Below are 20,137 nucleotides of genomic sequence, written 5' to 3' on the forward strand. Positions count from 1 at the left end.
GACCATGACGTCTTCGAAGCGAAACCGTGCCGAGGCCCTGCCCGCGGACCTCCAGGAGGCGCTGCGCCGTCGGCTCGCCGGACGGGCCGGCGCGACCCACGCGGCAGCCCCGCAGGGCATCCCGCACGCGGACCGGGACCGGCCCCTGCCGCTGTCCTCGGCCCAGCAGCGACTGTGGTTCCTGGACCGGCTGCGTCCGGGCGACGCGCGCTACAACAGCGCCGTCGCACTCCGGCTGACCGGCAGTCTGGACCGCGCGGCGCTCTCCCGCGCGCTCGACCTGGTGGTGGAGCGCCACGAGGCTCTGCGCACCACGTTCGACGAGACCGACGGACGGCCGGTGCAGACCGTGCACGCCGCGGGTCCGGTGCCGCTGCCGGTCCGCGACCTGGGCGCGCCGCAGGAGCCGGTGTCCGCGACGGAGGACGGGGGCGCCCTGGACGCGGCGCTGCTCGACGCCTACGCACGCCCCTTCGACCTGCGCACCGGTCCGCTGCTGCGCGCCCTGCTGCTGAGGGAGTCCGAGGCCTCGCACGTCCTGCTGCTGACGGCACATCACATCGTCACCGACGGCTGGTCGATGGGCGTGCTGCTGGAGGAGCTGTGCACCGCCTACGACGCCCTGGCCCGAGGAGTGGAGCCGCAGCTCGATCCGGTGGCGACCCAGTACCCGGACTTCGCGGCCTGGCAGCGCGAGCAGCTGTCCGGAGCCCGGCTGGAGCGGCAGCTCGCCTACTGGTCCGAGCAGATGTCCGGTGCGGTGCCGCCGGAGCTGCCGCTGGACCGCCCGCGCCGCGGAGAGGAGTCCGGGGCGGGCGCGGTCCACACCTTCGCCGTGCCCGCGGGCACCACCGCCCGGCTGCGACAGCTCGCCGCGGAGCAGCACACCACCCTGTTCACCTCCCTGGTCGCCGCCTGCCAGGCGCTGCTGGCCCGCTGGTCCGGACAGGACGACGTCACGGTCGGCTCCCTCACACCCGGGCGCCCCCGCACCGACCTCGAGCGCGCCGTCGGCTTCTTCGCCCACACCGTCGTCCTGCGCACCCCGGTCGGGACCACCGGGTCCTTCCGCGACCTGCTGGCCGCCGCCGCAGGCACGGTCAACGACGCCTTCGCACACGGCGACACGCCCTTCGAGCGCCTGGTGGAGGCCGTCGGCGCGCCACGCGAGGCCGGCCGCAACCCCCTGTTCGACGTGATGGTCCTGCTGCATCCCGCCCCGCCCGCGGCACCCGCCCCCGGCGGTCTGACCACGTCACCGGTCGCCGTGCCACGGCAGGCGGCCACCTTCGACCTGAGCGTGGAGTTCGTTCCGGACGGGGACGGGCTGACCGGCCTGCTGGAGTACCGTACCGACCTGTTCGACGCGGCCACCGCGCACCGGATGGCGGACCAGCTGCTGCGGACCCTGGAGGGCGTTGCCGCCGAACCCGACCGGGTCCTGGACACCCTGCCCCTGCTCTCCCCGCAGCAGGTGCGGCAGGTCACCGAGGACTGGAACGCCACCGCGCGTCCGGTTCCCGACACCACGTACCCCGCACTCTTCGCACGACAGGCGGCCCGTACCCCGCACGCCGTCGCGCTGGTCGCCGGGGACGAGCGCCTGGACTACGCGACGCTCGACGCCCGCGCCAACCGGCTGGCCCACCACCTCATCGCGCTCGGCGCGGGTCCCGAACGCCTCGTCGCGCTGCGGCTGCCACGTACCGCCGACATGGTGGTGGCGATCCTCGCCGTCTGGAAGTCCGGCGCCGGCTATCTGCCCCTCGACCCCGCACTGCCCGAGGACCGCGTCCGCTTCCTGCTGGACGACGCGCGCCCGGCGCTGGTGCTGGACGAGGCCGCGTTACGGGCGGTGCCCGGTACCGTCCCCGACACCGACCCCTCCGACGCCGACCGGCTCGCCCCCCTGCACCCGCAGAACACCGCCTACGTGATCTACACATCCGGCTCGACCGGCCGGCCCAAGGGGGTCGCCGTCCCGCACCGCTCCCTGGGGCACCTGCTGGCCGGGCACCGCGAGGGATTCGTCGCCGAGGCGGGCGGCGGCCCCCTGAGGGTCGCGCTGACCGCGGCGTTCTCCTTCGACACCTCGCTGGAGGGCCTGCTCCTGATGGCCGACGGCCATCCGCTGCACCTGGTCGACGAGACCACCCGGCTGGACGCGGCGGCCCTGGTCGAGTACGTCGTCCGGCACCGCATCGACTTCCTCGACCTGACACCGTCCTACCTGCGGCAGCTCCTGCCCGCCGGCCTGCTCGCCGACCCGCGCCACCGTCCGCGGGTGCTGATGCTCGGCGGCGAGGCCGTCGGCACCGGACTGTGGCGCGAGCTGGCCGGACACCGGGGCGTCGCCGCGTACAACTTCTACGGCCCCACCGAATGCACGGTCGACGCGGTGGCCTGCCGTATCGAGGGCGACGACCGCCCGCTGGTGGGCCGGCCGCTGCCCAATGTGCGCGCCTACGTCCTCGACGGCCGGCTGCAGCCCGTGCCGCCCGGCGTCGGCGGCGAACTCTACCTGGCGGGCGAGCAGGTGGCCCGCGGTTACGCGGGCCGTCCCGGACTGACCGCCGCACGCTTCGTGGCCGACCCGTTCGGGCCGCCCGGGGGCCGGATGTACCGGACCGGGGACCTGGCCCGCTGGACCGCCGACGGACGCCTCGACTACCTCGGCCGCGCCGACGACCAGGTGAAGGTGCGCGGCCACCGCATCGAGCCCGGCGAGGTCGAGGCGGCGCTGCTGGACCTGCCGGACATCGCCGCCGCGGCGGTCGTCGCGGTCCCCGACCGGAACGGCCACCTGCGGCTCGCCGCCTACCTCGTGCCCGCGGCCGGCGCTCCGCGGCCCGCCCCCTCCGCACTGCGCGAGGCCTGCCGGCGCGTCCTGCCCGACCACATGGTGCCGTCGTCCTTCACCCTGCTCGACACCCTGCCGCTGACCACCAGCGGCAAGCTGGACCGCCGCGCCTTGCCCGCGCCCGACCTCGAGATCGCCGCCCGAGAGAAGGAGTTCGTCGCCCCGCGGACCTCCGACGAGGAAACTCTCGCCGCCATCTGGTCCGAGGTGCTGGGCGTCGCCGCGATCGGCGTCACCGACAACTTCTTCGAGCTCGGCGGCGACTCCATCCTCAGCATCCAGGCCGTCTCCCGGGCCCGCGCCGCCGGTCTGCACCTCACATCGCGGGACGTCTTCCGCCACCAGACCGTTGCCGACCTGGCCGCAGCCGCGGCCCGTCGCACCACCGCGGTGCCCGCACCCCGGCAGGCGCACGACGACGGGCCCGCACCGCTGACCCCTGTCCAGGAGTGGTTCTTCGCCACCCACGGCCCGCTGCGGCACTTCAGCATGTCGATGCTCCTCGACCTGCCGAACGACGTCGACGAGCAGGCCCTCGAACGCGCCCTGGAGGCGGTGGCCGTCCATCACCCGGCCCTGCGCACCCGATTCGTACGGTCCGGGGAGACCTGGGAGCAGCAGCCGGGCGCAGGCCCGGCCACCGGGCTGCTGACCCGTCACGACCTCTCCGCGCTCACCGCGGCCGATCCGGCCGCCGCGCGCGCCGAGGCCGCCGACACCGCCCGCGCGGCGCTGGACCCGGCCACCGGCGCCCTGCTGCGGGCCGCACTGCTGCTGCCCCCGGCCGGTGAACGGCCCCAGCTCTTCCTGGCGGCCCATCATCTCGCCGTGGACAGCGTCTCCTGGCGCATCCTGCCGGCAGACCTGGAACAGGCCTACCGGCAGGTCTGCGCGGGTGAGCCGGTGCGCCTGGAGCCCGCGACCACGCCGTTCACCGCGTGGGCCGCCATGCTGACCCGCCGTGTGCGGGCTGGCGACCTGGACGACGACCTGGCGTACTGGGCGCAGGAGACCGCCGCCCCGCGCACCCCGCTGCCGGTCGACCGCGCCGGAACCCCACTGGCGGGATCGGTGCGCACCGTGCACACCCGCGTGGACCGCGCCACCACCGATGCGCTGCTGCGCCGCGTGCCCGGTGTCTACCGGACCCAGGTCAACGACGTGCTGCTGAGCGCCCTGGGGCGGGTACTCGCCGACTGGGCGGGCGCCGACCGGGTCACCGTCGCCCTGGAGGGACACGGGCGCGAGGACCTCGGCGGCAGCGGGGCCGACGAGGCGGTCGACGTGTCGCGCACGGTCGGCTGGTTCACCACCCAGTACCCCGTCACCCTCACCCCGGCCGGCCCGTCCGGCGCACCGGACTGGGGCGCCACGCTCAAAGCGGTGAAGGAACGGCTGCGAGCCGTGCCGCGACGCGGTCTGAGCTACGAGGCACTGGCCCGCCTGGGCTCGCCCGACCCCGCCGCCCGCGCCCTGCGGGAACTGCCGCTGCCACAGGTGTGCTTCACCTACCACGGGCAGTGGGAGGCGCCCGCCGGGCGGGACTTCGCCCCGGCGGCCGAGGTGCCCGGTCGGGACATGGCGGCCGGCGAACCGCTGGACCACCTGCTGGACGTGTCGGCCGTGGTGGCCGACGGCGAGCTGGAGATCACCTGGCACTACAGCGACCAGGTGCATCACACCGGAACCGTCCAGGACCTGGCGGACGGGATGGCCCGGGCGCTGGTCTCGATCACCGAGCACTGCTCCCGCCCGGACGCCGGCGGCCGGACCCCGTCCGACTTCCCCCTGGCCCGTCTCGACCAGGCCGGCGTGGACCGGCTCGTCGGCGACGGCCGCGGCGTGGAGGACGTGCTCCCGCTGACGCCGCTTCAGGAGGGCATGCTCTTCCACCGCCTGGTCGGCGGCCCGGACGACGTCTACGTGGACCAGGCCGCCCTGCTCATCGAAGGAGTGGCGGACCCGCACGCCTTCGCCGTGGCCTGGCAGCGCGTCACGGACCGCACACCCGCACTGCGCACCTCCGTGGTGTGGGAGGACGTGCGGGTGCCGCTCCAGATCGTGCACCGGGACGTCTCCGTGCCGGTGACCCACCTCGACTGGCGGGACGTGGACGAGGAGGAACGCGCCGCGCAGTTCGCCCGGCTCCGCTCCGACGACCTCGCACGCGGCCTCGATCTCGCCGCGGCGCCGCTGATGCGGCTCACCCTCGTCCGGCTGCCCGACGCGCGGCTGCACCTGCTGTGGACCTCCCACCACCTCATCCTGGACGGCTGGAGCCTGGCCCAGGTGCTCACCGAGGTGAGTGAGGAGTACGCGGCGCTCACCTCGGGAAGCGAGCCGCGGCCGCCCGTGCGCCGGCCGTTCGGCGACTACGTGCGGTGGCTGGCCGACCAGGACACCGACGCCGCGCACGCGCACTGGCGCGGTGTGCTGGGCGGCTTCGCCACGCCGACGCCGCTGCCCGTCGACAGCCCCCTGCGCGAGGCGCACCGCGCCCGGTCCGCGGGCGTCCACACCGCAGGGCTGTCCGAGGCCGTGTCCGAACGGCTGGCGCGCACCGCCCGGGACCGCGGTCTCACCCTGAACACGGTGGTGCAGGGTGCGTGGGCGCTGCTTCTGGCCCGCTACGGCGCACAGACCGACATCGTGTTCGGCACCACGGTCTCCGGACGCCCCGACGACCTGCCCGGCGTCGAGTCGATGGTGGGCATGTTCATCAACACCCTGCCCACCCGGGTCCGGGTGGACGGCCGGCGCCAGGCCACCGCGTGGCTGCGGGAACTCCAGGACGCCCAGGCCGAGTCGCGGCGCTTCGCGGCGGTCTCCCTCGCCGAGCTGACCTCACTGAGCGACGTGCCGTCCGGCACCCCTTTGTTCCACAGCATGGTGGCGTTCGAGAACTACCCCTTCGACGAGGCCCGCACGGCCACCTCCGGTGTGCGCCTCGTGGACGTCGCCTCCCGGGACGCGACCAACTACCCCCTCGTGCTGCGCGCCTACCAGGGGCACCAGCTCGGCTTCGACCTGGCCTACGACCCGGACGCATTCGACGCCTCGACCGTCCGGACACTCGCCGACCGGCTGTGCCTGCTGCTCGCGGGGATCGCCGCCGACCCCGACCGGCCGCTGCGGACCCTGCCCTGGACGACCGCCGGGGAACGCCACCGGACGCTGGTGGAGTGGAACGGCACCGAAGAGGGCCGGCCCGCGGAGACCCTGGTGGACCTGTTCGAGGCGCAGGCCGCCCGTGTCCCCGACGCGATCGCCGTCACCTGCGCGGGCGACCGCCTCGACTACGCCACGCTCGACGCGCGGGCCGCCCGGCTCGCCCACCGGCTGGCGGAGTACGGCGCAGGCCCCGAGCGCTACGTGGCACTCGCGCTGCCCCGCTCCACCGAACTGGTCGTGGCGGTCCTCGCCGTCCTGAAGACCGGCGCGGCCTACCTGCCGATCGACCCGGGGCTGCCCGCGGAACGTGTCGCCCAACTGCTCCAGGACGCCGTCCCGGTGGCCCTGGTGACCACCACCGCCACCGCCGGGAGCGCCGGGGACACCGGCGTTCCCGTCCTGGCCCTGGACGACCCGGCGGTGACGGCCGACCTCGCGGCCCGCCCGGCCGGCGGCCCGGCGGGCCGCTCGCGCCGCCCGCTGCCGGAGAGCCCGGCCTACGCGATCTACACCTCGGGCTCCACCGGCCGTCCCAAGGGCGTCGTGGTGCCCCACGCCAACGTCGTGCGGCTCTTCACCCGCACCCGACCCTGGTTCCGGTTCGACGAGCACGACGTGTGGACGCTGTTCCACTCCTACGCCTTCGACTTCTCCGTGTGGGAGCTGTGGGGCGCCCTGCTGCACGGCGGCCGGCTCGTCGTCGTGCCCGACGACGTGGCACGCTCCCCGGAGGACTTCCTGCGCCTGCTGGTTGACGAACGGGTCACGGTCCTCAACCAGACCCCGTCCGCGTTCCACCCGCTGGCGCGCGCGGACGCCGAACACCCCGGCCTCGGCACACGACTGGCCCTGCGCACCGTCATCTTCGGCGGGGAGGCGCTGGACGTCGAGCGGCTTGCCGACTGGTACACACGCCACCCGGACACCGCCCCGCGTCTGGTCAACATGTACGGCATCACCGAGACCACCGTGCACGTCACCTACGCCCCCCTCGACCGGGGCACGGTGGGCACCCGCGCCGCCGGCCCCATCGGCACGGGCATCCCCGACCTGCGGGTGTACGTGCTCGACGCGGCTCTGACTCCCGTACCGCCCGGCGCCGTCGGCGAGATGTACGTGGCGGGGGAGGGCTTGGCGCGCGGCTACCTGGGCCGGCCGGGCCTGACCGCCACCCGTTTCCTGGCCGACCCGTTCGGCCGGCCCGGCAGCCGCATGTACCGCACCGGCGACCGGGCGCGGTGGCGGGCCGACGGAACGCTCGAGTACCTGGGCCGCGCCGACCAGCAGGTGAAGATCCGCGGATACCGTATCGAGCCCGGCGAGATCGAGGCCGCCCTGCACGCCCACCCGGGCGTCGGCGCCGCAGCGGTGGGCGTCCACGAGGACACCTCCGGCACCCGGCGGCTGGTCGCCCACGTCGTCGGCACGGGCAGCGGGGAGCACGCCGCCGCCGCGCCGCCCGCCGCCGACCTGCGCGCCCACCTGGAGCGCCTGCTGCCCGCGCACATGGTGCCCGCCGCCTACGTACCGGTGCCGGCGCTGCCGCTCACTGCCAACGGCAAGCTCGACCGGCGAGCCCTGCCCGCCCCCGGACCCGACGGTTTCGCCGCGGGCACCGACCGCACCCCGCCGCGCACCCCCGCCGAACGCCTCGTCGCCGCCGCCTGGGCGGACGTCCTGGACACCGGCGACGTGGGCGCGGGTGACGACTTCTTCGCCCTCGGCGGCGACTCGATCCTCGCCGTCCGTGTCACCTCCCGGCTGCGCGCGGCCTTCGGCACCGAGGTCTCACCCAGACTGCTGTTCACCCACCCGACGGTGTCCGCGCTGGCCGCCGCCCTCGGCGACCCGCCTGCGGAACGGACCGCTCCGGCCGACACCATCCCGGCGGCGGAACCCGACACGCCGCTTCCGCTGTCGTACGCACAGCAGCGCCTGTGGTTCCTCGACCGCTTCGAGCCGGGCAGCACCGAGTACACGACGCTGTCCGTGCTGCGGCTGAGCGGCCCGCTCGACGAGACGGCCCTGCGCACCGCACTGGACGGACTGGTCGCACGGCACGAGGCACTGCGCACCACCTTCACCGAACAGGACGGCCGCGCCCGGCAGGTGGTACGGCCGCCGTACCCGGTCCGGCCGGCGCTGGACGACCTCACGGGAGCCGGGGACACGTCGGCGGCGCTGGACGCACTCGTCGAACGCGAGGCGGCCGCTCCCTTCGACCTGGAGGCCGGGCCGCTGCTGCGGGCGCGGCTGGTGCGCCTGGGCCGCGACGAGCACGTGCTGGTGCTTGCCGTCCACCACATCGTCACCGACGGCTGGTCCGTCGGCGTCCTCGGCAGGGACCTGGGCGAGCTGTACACCGCGGCGCACGAACGACGGCAGCCGGAGCTTCCCGGACTGCCGGTGCGCTACGCCGACTTCGCCGCCTGGCAGCGCGCCCGCACCGACCGCGCCGAGAGCGATCTCGACCACTGGCGCCGGGTACTGGACGGGCTGCCCCCGCTGGAGCTGCCGACCGACCGGCCCCGGCCGGCCGTCCGCGGCCGGGAAGGGGCACTGATCACCTTCGCGCTGCCCGCCGCGCTGACCGGCCGGCTGCGTGCGACGGGCCGCGACGCCGACGCCACCCTCTACATGACGCTCCTGACGGCCTGCCAGATCCTGCTGTCCCGCTGGGCCGGCCAAGAGGACCTGGCCGTCGGCACGGTGACCGCCGGCCGGGAGCGCCCCGAACTCCACGACGTCGTCGGCATGTTCGTCAACACGCTGGTGCTGCGCGGCCGGGTGCGTCCCGGACTCTCCTTCCGCGAGCTGCTCACGCAGGTGCGCACCACCGTCCTGGAGGCGTTCGCCCACCAGGACGTGCCCTTCGAACGGCTCGTGGACGCCCTCCAGCCCGAGCGGGACACCAGCCGCACCCCCCTGTTCCAGGTCATGGTGGCGCTGCACAACCTGGGCGCCGAGGCACCCCGCCTGCCCGGGCTGGAGGTCGCGCCGGTGACACCGCCGGTCCGCCACGCCACCTTCGACCTCGCCTTCGACTTCGTGGAAGGCGACGACGGCGTCACCGGTTACCTCCAGTACAACACCGGGCTGTTCGACACGGACACCGTCGAGAACCTGGCCGGCCGGCTCCGATTGCTCCTCGAAGCCGCCGTCGAGGATCCCGACCGGCCCGTCGGCGCCCTGCCGCTGATGACGCCGGCCGAGCGGCGTCGGGTCATGGGGGAGTGGCAGGGGGAGCCGCTGCCCGCCGCGGGCGCCACCTTCCCCGCCCTGTTCGAGGCGCAGGCCGCCCGCTCCCCGCACACCACCGCGCTGGTGGCGCGGGACGCCACCCTGGACTTCGCGGAGCTCAACGAGCGCGCCAACCGGCTGGCCCACCACCTCATCGGCCTCGGCGCCGGTCCGGAGCGGGTCGTCGCCGTGCGCCTGCCGCGCACCTCCGAGATGCTCGTGGCCCTGTTCGCCGTGCTCAAGTCGGGCAGCACGCTGCTCTGCCTGGACCCCGAACTGCCACAGGAGCGGCTCGCGTTCCTTCTCGGCGACGCCGCGCCGCACACCACGCTGACGGCCGACACGCTCCGCGATGTGCCGTGGGACCGGCTGCCCGCCCACGACCCGACCGACGCCGACCGGCCCACGCCGCTGCGCCCCGAGAACGCCGCCTACCTCATCTACACCTCCGGCTCCACCGGGCGGCCCAAGGGCGTCGTGGTGGAACACCGCCACCTGGTCAACCTCTGCCACGACCACCGGGAGGGGCTCGTCGCCCCGCACACCACGGACGGCAGCCGGCTGCGCGCGGCGCTGAGCGCTTCGTTCTCCTTCGACACCTCCTGGGAGGGCCCGCTGCTGCTCGCACTCGGCCAGGAGGTGCACCTCGTCGACGAGGACGTACGCCTGGACCCGGAGGCGTTCTGCGCACAGGTCGCCGAGCGGCGCCTGGACCTGGTGAACGTCACCCCCTCCTTCCTTCGGGAACTGACCGCGGCCGGACTCCTCGCGCCCGGCCGTCACCGACCGCGCCTGCTGCTGGTGGGCGGCGAGGCGATCGGCACCGCGGCCTGGCGGGAGCTGTGCGCGGCCGAGAAGGACCTCGGCGTCACCGCGTACAACATGTACGGGCCCACCGAGTGCACCGTCGATGCCGTCTACGGCCGCTGCACCGAACGTCCCGAACGCCCGGTCATCGGCCGCCCCGGCCGCAATCTGCGCGCCTACGTTCTGGACGGCGCCCTGCGCCCCGTTCCGCCCGGGACACCGGGCGAGCTGTATCTGGCAGGAGCGCAGGTCGCCCGCGGCTACCGGAACAAGCCCGGCCTGACCGCGTCCCGCTTCCTGGCCGACCCGTTCGGCGCCCCCGGGGAACGCATGTACCGCTCCGGCGACCGCGCCCGCTGGGACTCGCGGGGGATGCTGGAGTTCCTGGGACGGGTCGACGAGCAGGTCAAGATCCGTGGCTTCCGCATCGAACCGGGTGAGGTCGAGACCGCTCTCCTCGCCCATCCGGGCGTCGCCGAGGCCGTGGTGACCGCCCGCGAACACGCGGGGCGGCTGATGCTGGTGGCCCATCTGGTGCCCGAGGGCGACCGCACACCGCCGGCCGACGAGCTGCGGGTCCTGCTGCGCCGGACCCTGCCCGACCACATGGTGCCCGCGGCGTTCGTCCCCGTGGCCCGCATACCGCGCACCACCAGCGGCAAGACCGACCGGCGCGCACTGCCCGCCCCGCCGGCCCGGCCCGACGGCGGCACGCCGTACACGGCCCCCCGCCCCGGCACCGAGCAGCGGCTGGCCGCCATCTGGGCGCAGGTCCTGGGCGTCGAGCGGGTGGGCGCGCACGACAACTTCTTCGCCCTCGGCGGCGACTCGATCCTCAGCATCCAGATCGTCTCCCGGGCCCGCCAGGCCGGACTGGCCCTCACCACCAAGGACGTCTTCCGCCACCAGACCGTCGCCGAACTCGCCCTGCGCGTCACCGACACGACCCCACGCCCGGCCGCCACGGACCCCGCTCCGTCCCCCGAGGCGCCGCTCACACCCATCCAGCACTGGTACCTCGACGGCCGCCGTCCCGGCGACCCGCTGCGGTTCACCATGACCCAGCGCCTGGAACTCGCCCCGGGTACCGGTCCGCACACCCTGCGGCAGGCGGTCGACGCCCTGGTACGTCACCACGCGGCCCTGCGCACCAGGTTCCTGCCCACCGGCACCGGCTGGCGCCAGGAGGTCCTGCCCGAGCCACCGGACGGCGTCCTCACCCACCACGACACGGCGGAACTGGACACCCCGGCGCTCGAGGCGGAGGTGCAGCGCACGGCAGAGGTGGCACAGGCCTCGCTCGACCCCGTCGAGGGCCGGGTGGTGCGGGTACTGCTCTTCGACCGTGGCCCCGCCCGGCCGGCGCAACTCCTGATCACCGTGCACCACCTGGCGGTGGACGGCGTCTCCTGGCGCATCCTGCTGGCCGACCTGGAGGCCGCCCACCGGGCTGCCACCGCCGGCCGGCCCATCGCCCTGGACCCGGTGGGCACCTCCTACGGCCAGTGGGCCGTCCGGCTGGAGCGGCACACCCGCGCCGGGGGGTTCGACGCCGATCTGGACCACTGGAGGCGCACCGGCGCCGCCCCGGCCGGCCTTCCCGCCGGCCGGCACGGACCCAACACGCACGGCACCGCCGCCACCGTCACGGTGACGCTCGAACGCGAGGAGACCGACGCACTGCTGCGCCGGGTCCCCGACGTCTACCGCACCCAGGTCAACGACGTGCTGCTCAGCGCACTCGGGCGGACCCTGGCCCGCTGGTGCGGGCGCGACACCGTCCTCGTCGGGGTGGAGGGGCACGGCCGTGAGGACCTCTTCGACGACATCGACCTGTCGCGTACCGTCGGATGGTTCACCGCCGAGTTCCCCCTCGCCCTGAGCGTTGCCCGCGACGGCGACTGGCGCGAGAACCTGCGGTCCGTCAAGGAGCAGCTGCGCGCCGTGCCGCTGCACGGACTCAGCCACGGTGCACTGCGACACCTGCTGCCGGACAGCCCGCTGGCCGGCGCCCCGGCGCCCGAGGTCGGGTTCAACTACCACGGGCAGTGGGACGCCGGGGGCACCGTCGGCGACGACGGCCTGTACCGTGCCGCCCTCGTGCCGGCCGGCCGCGACACCGACCCCGACGCGCCCCGCCCCTATCTGCTGGACATCACGGGTGTGGTGCAGGACGGCCGGCTCGAACTCGGCTGGACCTACCCGACGGCCGTCTACGACGAGTCCACGGTGCGCGGTCTCGCCCGCGACATGTGCGCGGCGCTGCGCGAGATCGTGGCGCACTGCGCCCGCCCGGACGCGGGCGGCCGGACTCCCTCCGACTTCCCGCTCGCCGGACTCTCCCAGGAACAGCTGGACCGGCTGGTGGGGGACGGGCGGCACGTGGCGGACGTACTGCCGCTGACGCCCCTCCAGTCGGGCATGCTCTTCCACGGCCTGGTCGACACGGCGGGCGCCTACTTCGACCGGACGGCCGTGCGGCTGTCCGGGGTCGCCGACCCGCAGGCCTTCGCCGCGGCGTGGCAGCAGGTCGCCGACCGCACACCGGCCCTGCGCACCAGCGTGCACTGGCGCGGACTGCCCCATCCCGTGCAGATGGTCCACCATCGGGCCCAGCTGCCCGTGACCCACCTGGACTGGCGCGATCTGACGCCCGAACAGCTCGGTGCCGCCACCGGCCGGCTGCTCGCCGAGGACCGCGCGACGGGCATGGAGCTGACCACCGCGCCGCTCACCCGCCTCACCCTGGCCGCCCTGCCCGGTGACGAGGTGCTGCTGCTGTGGTCGACGCACCATCTGATCCTCGACGGCTGGAGCACCGCGCATCTGCTCACCGAGGTGTGCGAGCGCTATGCCGCGCTCACCGGCGGCCCGCCCGCCGCCCCGCCCGCGCGCCGCCCCTTCGCGGACTTCCTGCGGTGGCTGCACGAGCAGGACGAGGACCGCGCCGAACAGTACTGGGCGGAGTCCCTCGCCGGATTCACCGCGCGCACCCCGCTGCCGTACGACCGCACACCCGCCGAGGCGCACCGCGCCCGCTCCGCAGGAAGCGTCCACCACTCACTCGACGAACGGACCTCACGACGGCTCCGGGAGACGGCCGCCCGCGGCGGGCTGACCGTCAACACCCTGGTGCAGAGCGCCTGGGCCCTGCTCCTAGCGCGCCACAGCGGCCGCCGCGACGTGGTGTTCGGCACGACCGTCTCCGGGCGGCCCGCCGAACTGCCCGGAGTCGACTCGATGATCGGCATGTTCATCAACACCGTGCCGACCCGGATCCGCATACCCTCGACGGCCGTCCTGCCGTGGCTGCGGGGCCTGCAGGAGCAGCAGAGCGACGCCCGGCGCTTCGACCACCTCGCGCTGTCCCGTATCCAGGCTCTCAGCGAGGTCCCGGCGGGCGAGGCGCTGTTCGACAGCATGGTGGTGTTCGAGAACTACCCCGTCGACGAATCCGCCGCGTCCCGCACGGGCGTGCGCGTCGAGGACGTACGCGCCGACGACGCCACGACCTTCCCGCTGTGCCTGCGGGCCCACCTCGCCGACCGGCTCGGCTTCGACCTGGCCTACGACGCCGCGCTGTTCGACCGGGCCACGGTCGAGAGCGCCGCGGCCCGCCTTGTCGCTCTGCTCACCGCGCTCGCCGACGGCCTCGACGGTGACGTCGACGATCTGGACCTGCTCACCGCCGACGACCGCGAGCTGCTTCGGCGGTGGAACACCACCACGCGCAGCGTCGCGCCCCGCAGCCCGGTGGATCTGTTCGCCGAGCAGGTCCGCCGCACCCCGGACGCCGTCGCGGTGAGCGACGGCGGCCGACAGCTGACCTATCGCCGGCTGGCCGACTGGACGGACCGTGTGGCGTCCCGCCTGCTGGCCGACGGCCTGGCGCCGGAGGGCCGGGTCGCCCTGCTCATGGACCGCTCCGTGGAACTCGTCGTCGCCCAGCTCGCGGTCCTCAAGGCAGGCGGCGCCTATGTCCCGGTGGACACCCGTGCCCCCGAGGAGCGACGCCGCACCCTGCTCGCCCAGGCGGGCGCCTCGGTCCTGCTCACCGCCGAGGCAGTGGCCGCGGAATGCGCCACGGACACCACTGCTCGCGGCACGGAAGCCGCCGCACGTGCCACGGAAGCTGCCCCACTCGACGCGGCGGCCGCCGCAAGCAGCACGGAGGCCGGCGCACCGGCCGGCCCCACGGCGGACCCCGACCGGCTGGCCTACGTCATGTTCACCTCCGGGTCCACCGGCCGGCCCAAGGCGGTCGCGGTACGCCACCGCGACATCGCCTCGCTCGCCACCGACAGCCGCTTCACCGACGGCGTGTGCGCACGCGTGCTGCTGCACTCCCCGGTCGCGTTCGACGCCGCGACCTTCGAGGTGTGGGCGCCGCTGCTCAACGGCGGCTGCGTGGTGGTCGCCCCCGAAGGGCCCGTGGACGCGGCGCTGCTGCGGCGGTCGGCCGCACACGGCGGGCTGACGGCAGTGTGGCTGACCGCGGGCGTGTTCCGGCTGCTGTCCCAGGACGCGCCCGACTGCCTTGCGGGCCTTCGCCAGGTGTGGACCGGCGGCGACGTGGTCCCCGCGGCGGCCGTGCGCCGGGTGCTGGCGGCCTGCCCGGGACTGACCGTCGTGGACGGCTACGGTCCCACCGAGGCCACCACCTTCACCACGTCCTTCACGCTGACGGACGCCGCGAAGGTGCCCGACACCGTGCCCATCGGCCGCCCACTGGACGACAGGCGGGTCCATGTACTCGACGACCGGCTGCGGCCCGTACCGCCGGGCTGCGCGGGAGAGCTCTACGCGGCCGGCGAAGGCGTGGCGCGCGGCTACCTGGGACGCCCCGGTGACAGCGCGGCCCGGTTCCTCGCCGACCCGTTCGGGCCGCCCGGCGCTCGGATGTACCGCACCGGCGACCTGGTCCGGCGCAACCCCGACGGCACGGTCGACTTCCTGGGCCGCGCCGACGACCAGGTGAAGATCCGCGGATTCCGGGTGGAGCCCGGTGAGGCGGAGGCCGCGCTCGCGGCCGGTCCCGGAGTCGAGGACGTGGCGGTGGTGGCCCGCGAGGACCGCCCGGGGAGCCGCAGGCTGGTGGCCTATGTGGTCGGTCCGGCCGGCCAGGACATCGACGGCCTGCGGGAGTTCGCCCGCAGGACGCTGCCCGACTATCTCGTCCCCTCCGCCTTCGTCGCGCTCCCCGCCCTCCCGCTGGGCAGCACCGGCAAGCTCGACCGGGCGGCGCTCCCGGCACCCGACCCCGACGGCGCGCCGCGCGGCATGCGGGTCGAGCCCCGGACCGAGGCCGAGCGCTGCACGGCGGAGATCCTCGCCGAGGTCCTCGGCACGGAGCTCCCCGGCGTGGAGGACGACTTCTTCCAGCTGGGCGGCGACTCCATCCTCAGCATCCGCCTCGCCTCCCGCCTCGCCGAGGAGTTCGGTACGGAGCTGTCGCCCCGCGCCGTGTTCACCCATCCCACCGCGGCGGCGCTCGCTGCGCTGCTCGCCGAACCCGGTGACGACGACCCGCGGCGCCCCGCCGTCGTCCCGGTCGCCCGCGACACGGCGATGCCCATGTCCTACGCGCAGCAACGCCTTTGGTTCCTGGAGGAGTTCGCGCCCGGCGGCGCCGAGTACGTGACGGCGCTGGGGCTGCGCCTGCGCGGCGCGCTCGACACCGGCGCCCTCGCGGCGGCCCTGCGCGCCCTGGTGGCGCGGCACGAGTCGCTGCGCACCACGTTCGACACGGTGGACGGTCACGGCGTGCAGATCGTCCATCCGCCGCAGGACGTGCACCTGCCGCTGCACGACCTCTCCGGGCTTGCCGCCGCGGAACGCGAGGGAAGCCTGCACCAGCTCCTCGCGGACGAACGCACCCGCCCGTTCGACCTCCACGAGGGCCCGCTGATGCGCGCCGCGCTGCTGCGGCTGGCAGACGACGACCACGTGCTGGCCCTGACCCTGCACCACATCATCACCGACGGCTGGTCGACCGCCGTGCTCACCGGCGACCTGGCCCACTTCTACCGGACCCAACTGGACTCTGCCGCAACGCCGTTGGCGCCGCTGCCGGTGCAGTACGCCGACTACGCCCACTGGCAGCGCACCACGGGCGCCACCGGCACCGAAGAACACCTCGCGTACTGGAAGGAGCAACTGGCCGGCGTCGAGCCGCTGGAACTGCCCACCGACCGGCCACGCCCGGCGGTACGTACCCGCGAGGGTGCGACGACCCGCCTGGAGCTGCCGCCGGGGACGGCCCGCCGGCTCGCCCAGGTGGGCCGGGACCGGGGGGCCACCCTGTTCACCACCCTCGTCGCCGCGGCGCAGACCTTCCTCGCACGGCTGTCCGGCGGGTGCGACATCGCCGTCGGCACCGTCACCTCCGGCCGCGACCGCGCCGAGACCCAGCAACTGATCGGGTTCTTCGTCAACACCCTGGTCCTGCGTTCGCGGGTCGAGGCGGAGCGCCCGTTCCCCGAGTTCCTCGCGGAGGTGCGCGAGACCGTCCTCGACGCCCTCGCCCACCAGGACGCGCCGTTCGAGCAGGTGGTCGACGAGGTGCAGCCGGTGCGCGACACCAGCCGCACCCCGCTCTTCCAGGTCATGGTGGTGCTGCAGAACACCCCGAAGGGCGATCTCGACCTGCCCGGTCTCCACGTCACCGACATCGAACCGGACCTCCAGCACTCGGCCTTCGACCTCACCCTGGAGTTCGCCGAGAGCGACTCCGGGGCTCTGCAGGGCCTGCTCACCTACCCCACCGACCTGTTCGACCCGGCCACGGCCGAACGGATGGCCGGCCAACTCCGCACCCTTCTGACCGCCATCGCCGAGGACCCGCAGCGGCCGCTGGGCGCATTGCCGCTGGCCTCCGACGAGGAGCTGCAAGCCCTGCTGGAACAGGGGCGCGGCACGGCCCGCCCGGTGCCGGCGGCGACGCTGCCGGAGCTGTTCGAGCGGCAGGCGGCCCGTACGCCCGACGCGGTCGCGCTGGTGGACGGCGCCAGGCGGCTCACGTACACGGAGGTGGACCGTTCCGCCAACCGGCTGGCCCGGCGGCTCGTCGAACGCGGCGTCGCCCCCGAAAGCGTCGTGGCCCTGGCCCTGCCGCGCACCGCGGAGACGGTGGTGGCACAGCTCGCCGTTGCGAAGGCGGGCGGCGCCTTCCTCCCCGTGGACCCCGGCTATCCCGCGGAACGCAAGGAGTTCATGGTGCGGGACGCGGGTGCCCTGCTGATCCTGGACGACGCCGCCGACGTGCTCGACGGGGCAGGGCCGGACACCGCCCTCACGGACGCCGACCGCGCCGCCCCGCTCACACCGGACCACCCGGCCTACGTCATCTACACCTCGGGATCCACCGGCACGCCCAAGGGCGTGATGGTGACGCACCGCGGACTGGCCGGCTTCGCCGCTGCCGCCGCCGACCGGTACGCGGCGGGTCCCGGCGACCGGGTGCTCCAGTTCGCCTCGCCCAGCTTCGACGCCTCGGTGCTGGAGCTGTGTCTCTCCCTGCTCACCGGCGCCACCCTGGTGACCGGCGAGGAAGGGCCCCTGGTCGGCGAGCGGCTGGCCGAGGTGCTCCGGCAACAGCACATCAGCCACGCGCTGATCCCCCCGGCGGCCCTCGCCACCGTGCCGCCCGGCGCCGCCACCGCCCTGCCGCACCTGCGCACCCTGATCGTGGGCGCCGAGGCCTGCCCGGCCGACCTGGTGGAGCGCTGGGCACCGGGACGCCGCATGGTCAACTCCTACGGCCCCACCGAGGCCACCGTGGTCGCCACCTGGACCGGCCCCCTGACCCCGGCCGCGGGCGCACCGCCGATCGGGCGCCCGGCCGGCGCCACCCGCGTCCACGTCCTCGACGCCGCCCTGCGGCCCGTCCCGCCCGGCGTCACCGGGGAACTGTACGTCGCGGGGCCCGGACTCGCCCGCGGCTACCTCGACCGACCGGGCCTGACCGCATCCCGCTTCCTCGCCGACCCGTTCGGCGGGCCGGGGGAGCGGATGTACCGGACCGGCGACCTGGTCCGCTGGGGCGCCGACGGCGAACTGCGGTTCGCCGGACGCGCCGACGACCAGATCAAACTGCGTGGCTTCCGCATCGAGCCGGGCGAGATCGAGAGCGCGCTGCGCCGCGGACCCGGTGTGCGGGACGCGGTGGTCGCCGTACGGACCGGCGGCGCCAACGGCGCGGCACGGCTGGTGGCGTACGTCGTGCCCCCCGCGGGCGCACCCGGGGACCTGCCCGTGGCGGAGCTGCGCGAGCACCTGGCCGGCCAACTGCCCCCGCACATGGTCCCCGCGGTGTTCGTGCCGCTGGACCGGCTGCCGCTCACCCCGAACGGCAAGACCGACCGGCGTGCCCTGCCCGAACCCGGGCCGGCCGGCACCGACGGCGCACCGCGCACCGCCCCGCGCACCGACACCGAACGCCGCATCGCGCGGATCTGGGCCGATGTCCTCGGAGTGGAGGAGGTCGGTGCGCACGACAACTTCTTCCACCTCGGCGGCGACTCGATCCTGAGCATGCAGGTGGTGTCACGACTGCGGCGCGACGGCCTGCACCTGGCCACCCGCGACCTCTTCGCACACCAGACGGTCGCCGAGCTGGCCGGCGTCGTGCGCACCGCCCCGCACGGCCACGGGGAAGGCCCGGTGACCGGTGAGGTCCCGCTCACCCCCATCCAGGAGTGGTTCCTGACCACCCCCCGCGCCAGCCACCACCACTTCAACCAGTCGGCGCTGCTGGAACTCGACGGGACACCCGACGCGGCGGCCCTGCGCACGGCCCTGGACGCCCTGCTGGAACACCACGACGCCCTGCGCATGCGCTTCACCAGGGACGAGAAGGGCTGGCACCAGTTCAACCCGCCGCCGGCCCACGACGACGGCGTTCTCGTGCGCTACGACCTGACCGGGCTGTCGGACACGGAGGCCGACGTGGCCATGGAGAAGGCCGCGGACGACCTGCACACCGGATTCGACATCGGGCAGGGCCCGCTGCTGCGGGCGGCCCTGTTCACCGGCGACGCGGGCACGCGGCCGGCCTTCCTCCTCCTGGTCGCCCACCACCTGGCCGTGGACGCGGTGTCCTGGCGCATCCTGCGGGACGACCTGGAAGCCGCGTACCGGCAGGCCGCCCAGGGCGAACCCGTCCGGCTGGGAGAGCGCACCACCTCGTTCCGGGACTGGTCCACACGGCTCGCCGCCCATGTCGCCGACGGCGGCCTGGACTCCGAACTGCCGTACTGGGAAGAGGCGGTGGCCGCGGATCCGCTGCCCTCCGGCCGGGAGCCCGGACCGGAGGCCGAGCCCGCCCGCGCGCTCACCGTGGAACTCGGTGACGAGGACACTGCGGCGCTGCTGCGTGCCGCGCCGACCGCGTACCGCACCCGCGTGAACGACGTCCTGCTGGCCGCGCTGGCGCTCGCGCTGGCGCGCTGGACCGGGCGCGACCGGGTCCGCCTGGACCTGGAGGGGCACGGCCGTGAGGACCTGCTCGACGGGGTGGACCTCTCGCGCACCGTCGGCTGGTTCACCACCGTCCACCCGGTGGCGCTCCAGGTGAGCGATCCGGACGACCTCGGCCCCGCCCGCGACTGGCGGGCCCTGGTGAAGTCGGTACGCCGTCAACTGCGGGCCGTGCCAGGGAACGGACTCGGCTTCGGCGCCCTGCGCACCTACGGGCCGCCCGAGGTGCGCGAGAGGCTCGGCTCGGGTGCGCACGGTCAGGTGGTGTTCAACTACCTCGGCCAGTGGGACGCCCGGTCGGCGGACTCCGGCGGCGGCCTGGTGCGGACCGAGCACGGCTCCCTGGGCCAGGACCACGACCCCCGGGACGGGGGTTCGCACCTGCTGGAAGTGGTGGGCGCGGTCCAGGACGGGCGACTCGCCTTCACCTGGCACCACCGCCCCGGCATCCATGACACGGCGACCGTGCGCACGGTCGCGGAGGACTTCACCGAGGCGCTGCGGCACATCGCCCGGCACGCCCGCGACAGCGTGTGACGGCGGCCCGTTCCGCTCGCGGGCCGCCGTGCACCGGCGGCCCGC

Annotated in this window: 1 protein-coding gene; it reads left to right on the forward strand. The window is 74.8% G+C overall.

Annotated features, from left to right (window positions below; genetic code table 11):
- Nucleotides 1–4: 4 nt before the first annotated feature.
- Nucleotides 5–20,092 (forward strand): non-ribosomal peptide synthase/polyketide synthase, encoded by a 20,088-nt coding sequence (locus ACWCP6_RS24305; protein WP_450934634.1) that lies wholly within the window; start codon nucleotides 5–7, stop codon nucleotides 20,090–20,092.
- The last annotated feature ends 45 nt before the right edge of the window (nucleotides 20,093–20,137 follow it).

The sequence above is a fragment of the Streptomyces sp. NPDC002004 genome, assembly GCF_053593975.1.

Bases quoted from the DNA above. Each gene is read 5' to 3' on its own strand.
- ACWCP6_RS24305 (WP_450934634.1), top strand. From the start codon at position 5: ATGACGTCTTCGAAGCGAAACCGTGCCGAGGCCCTGCCCGCGGACCTC.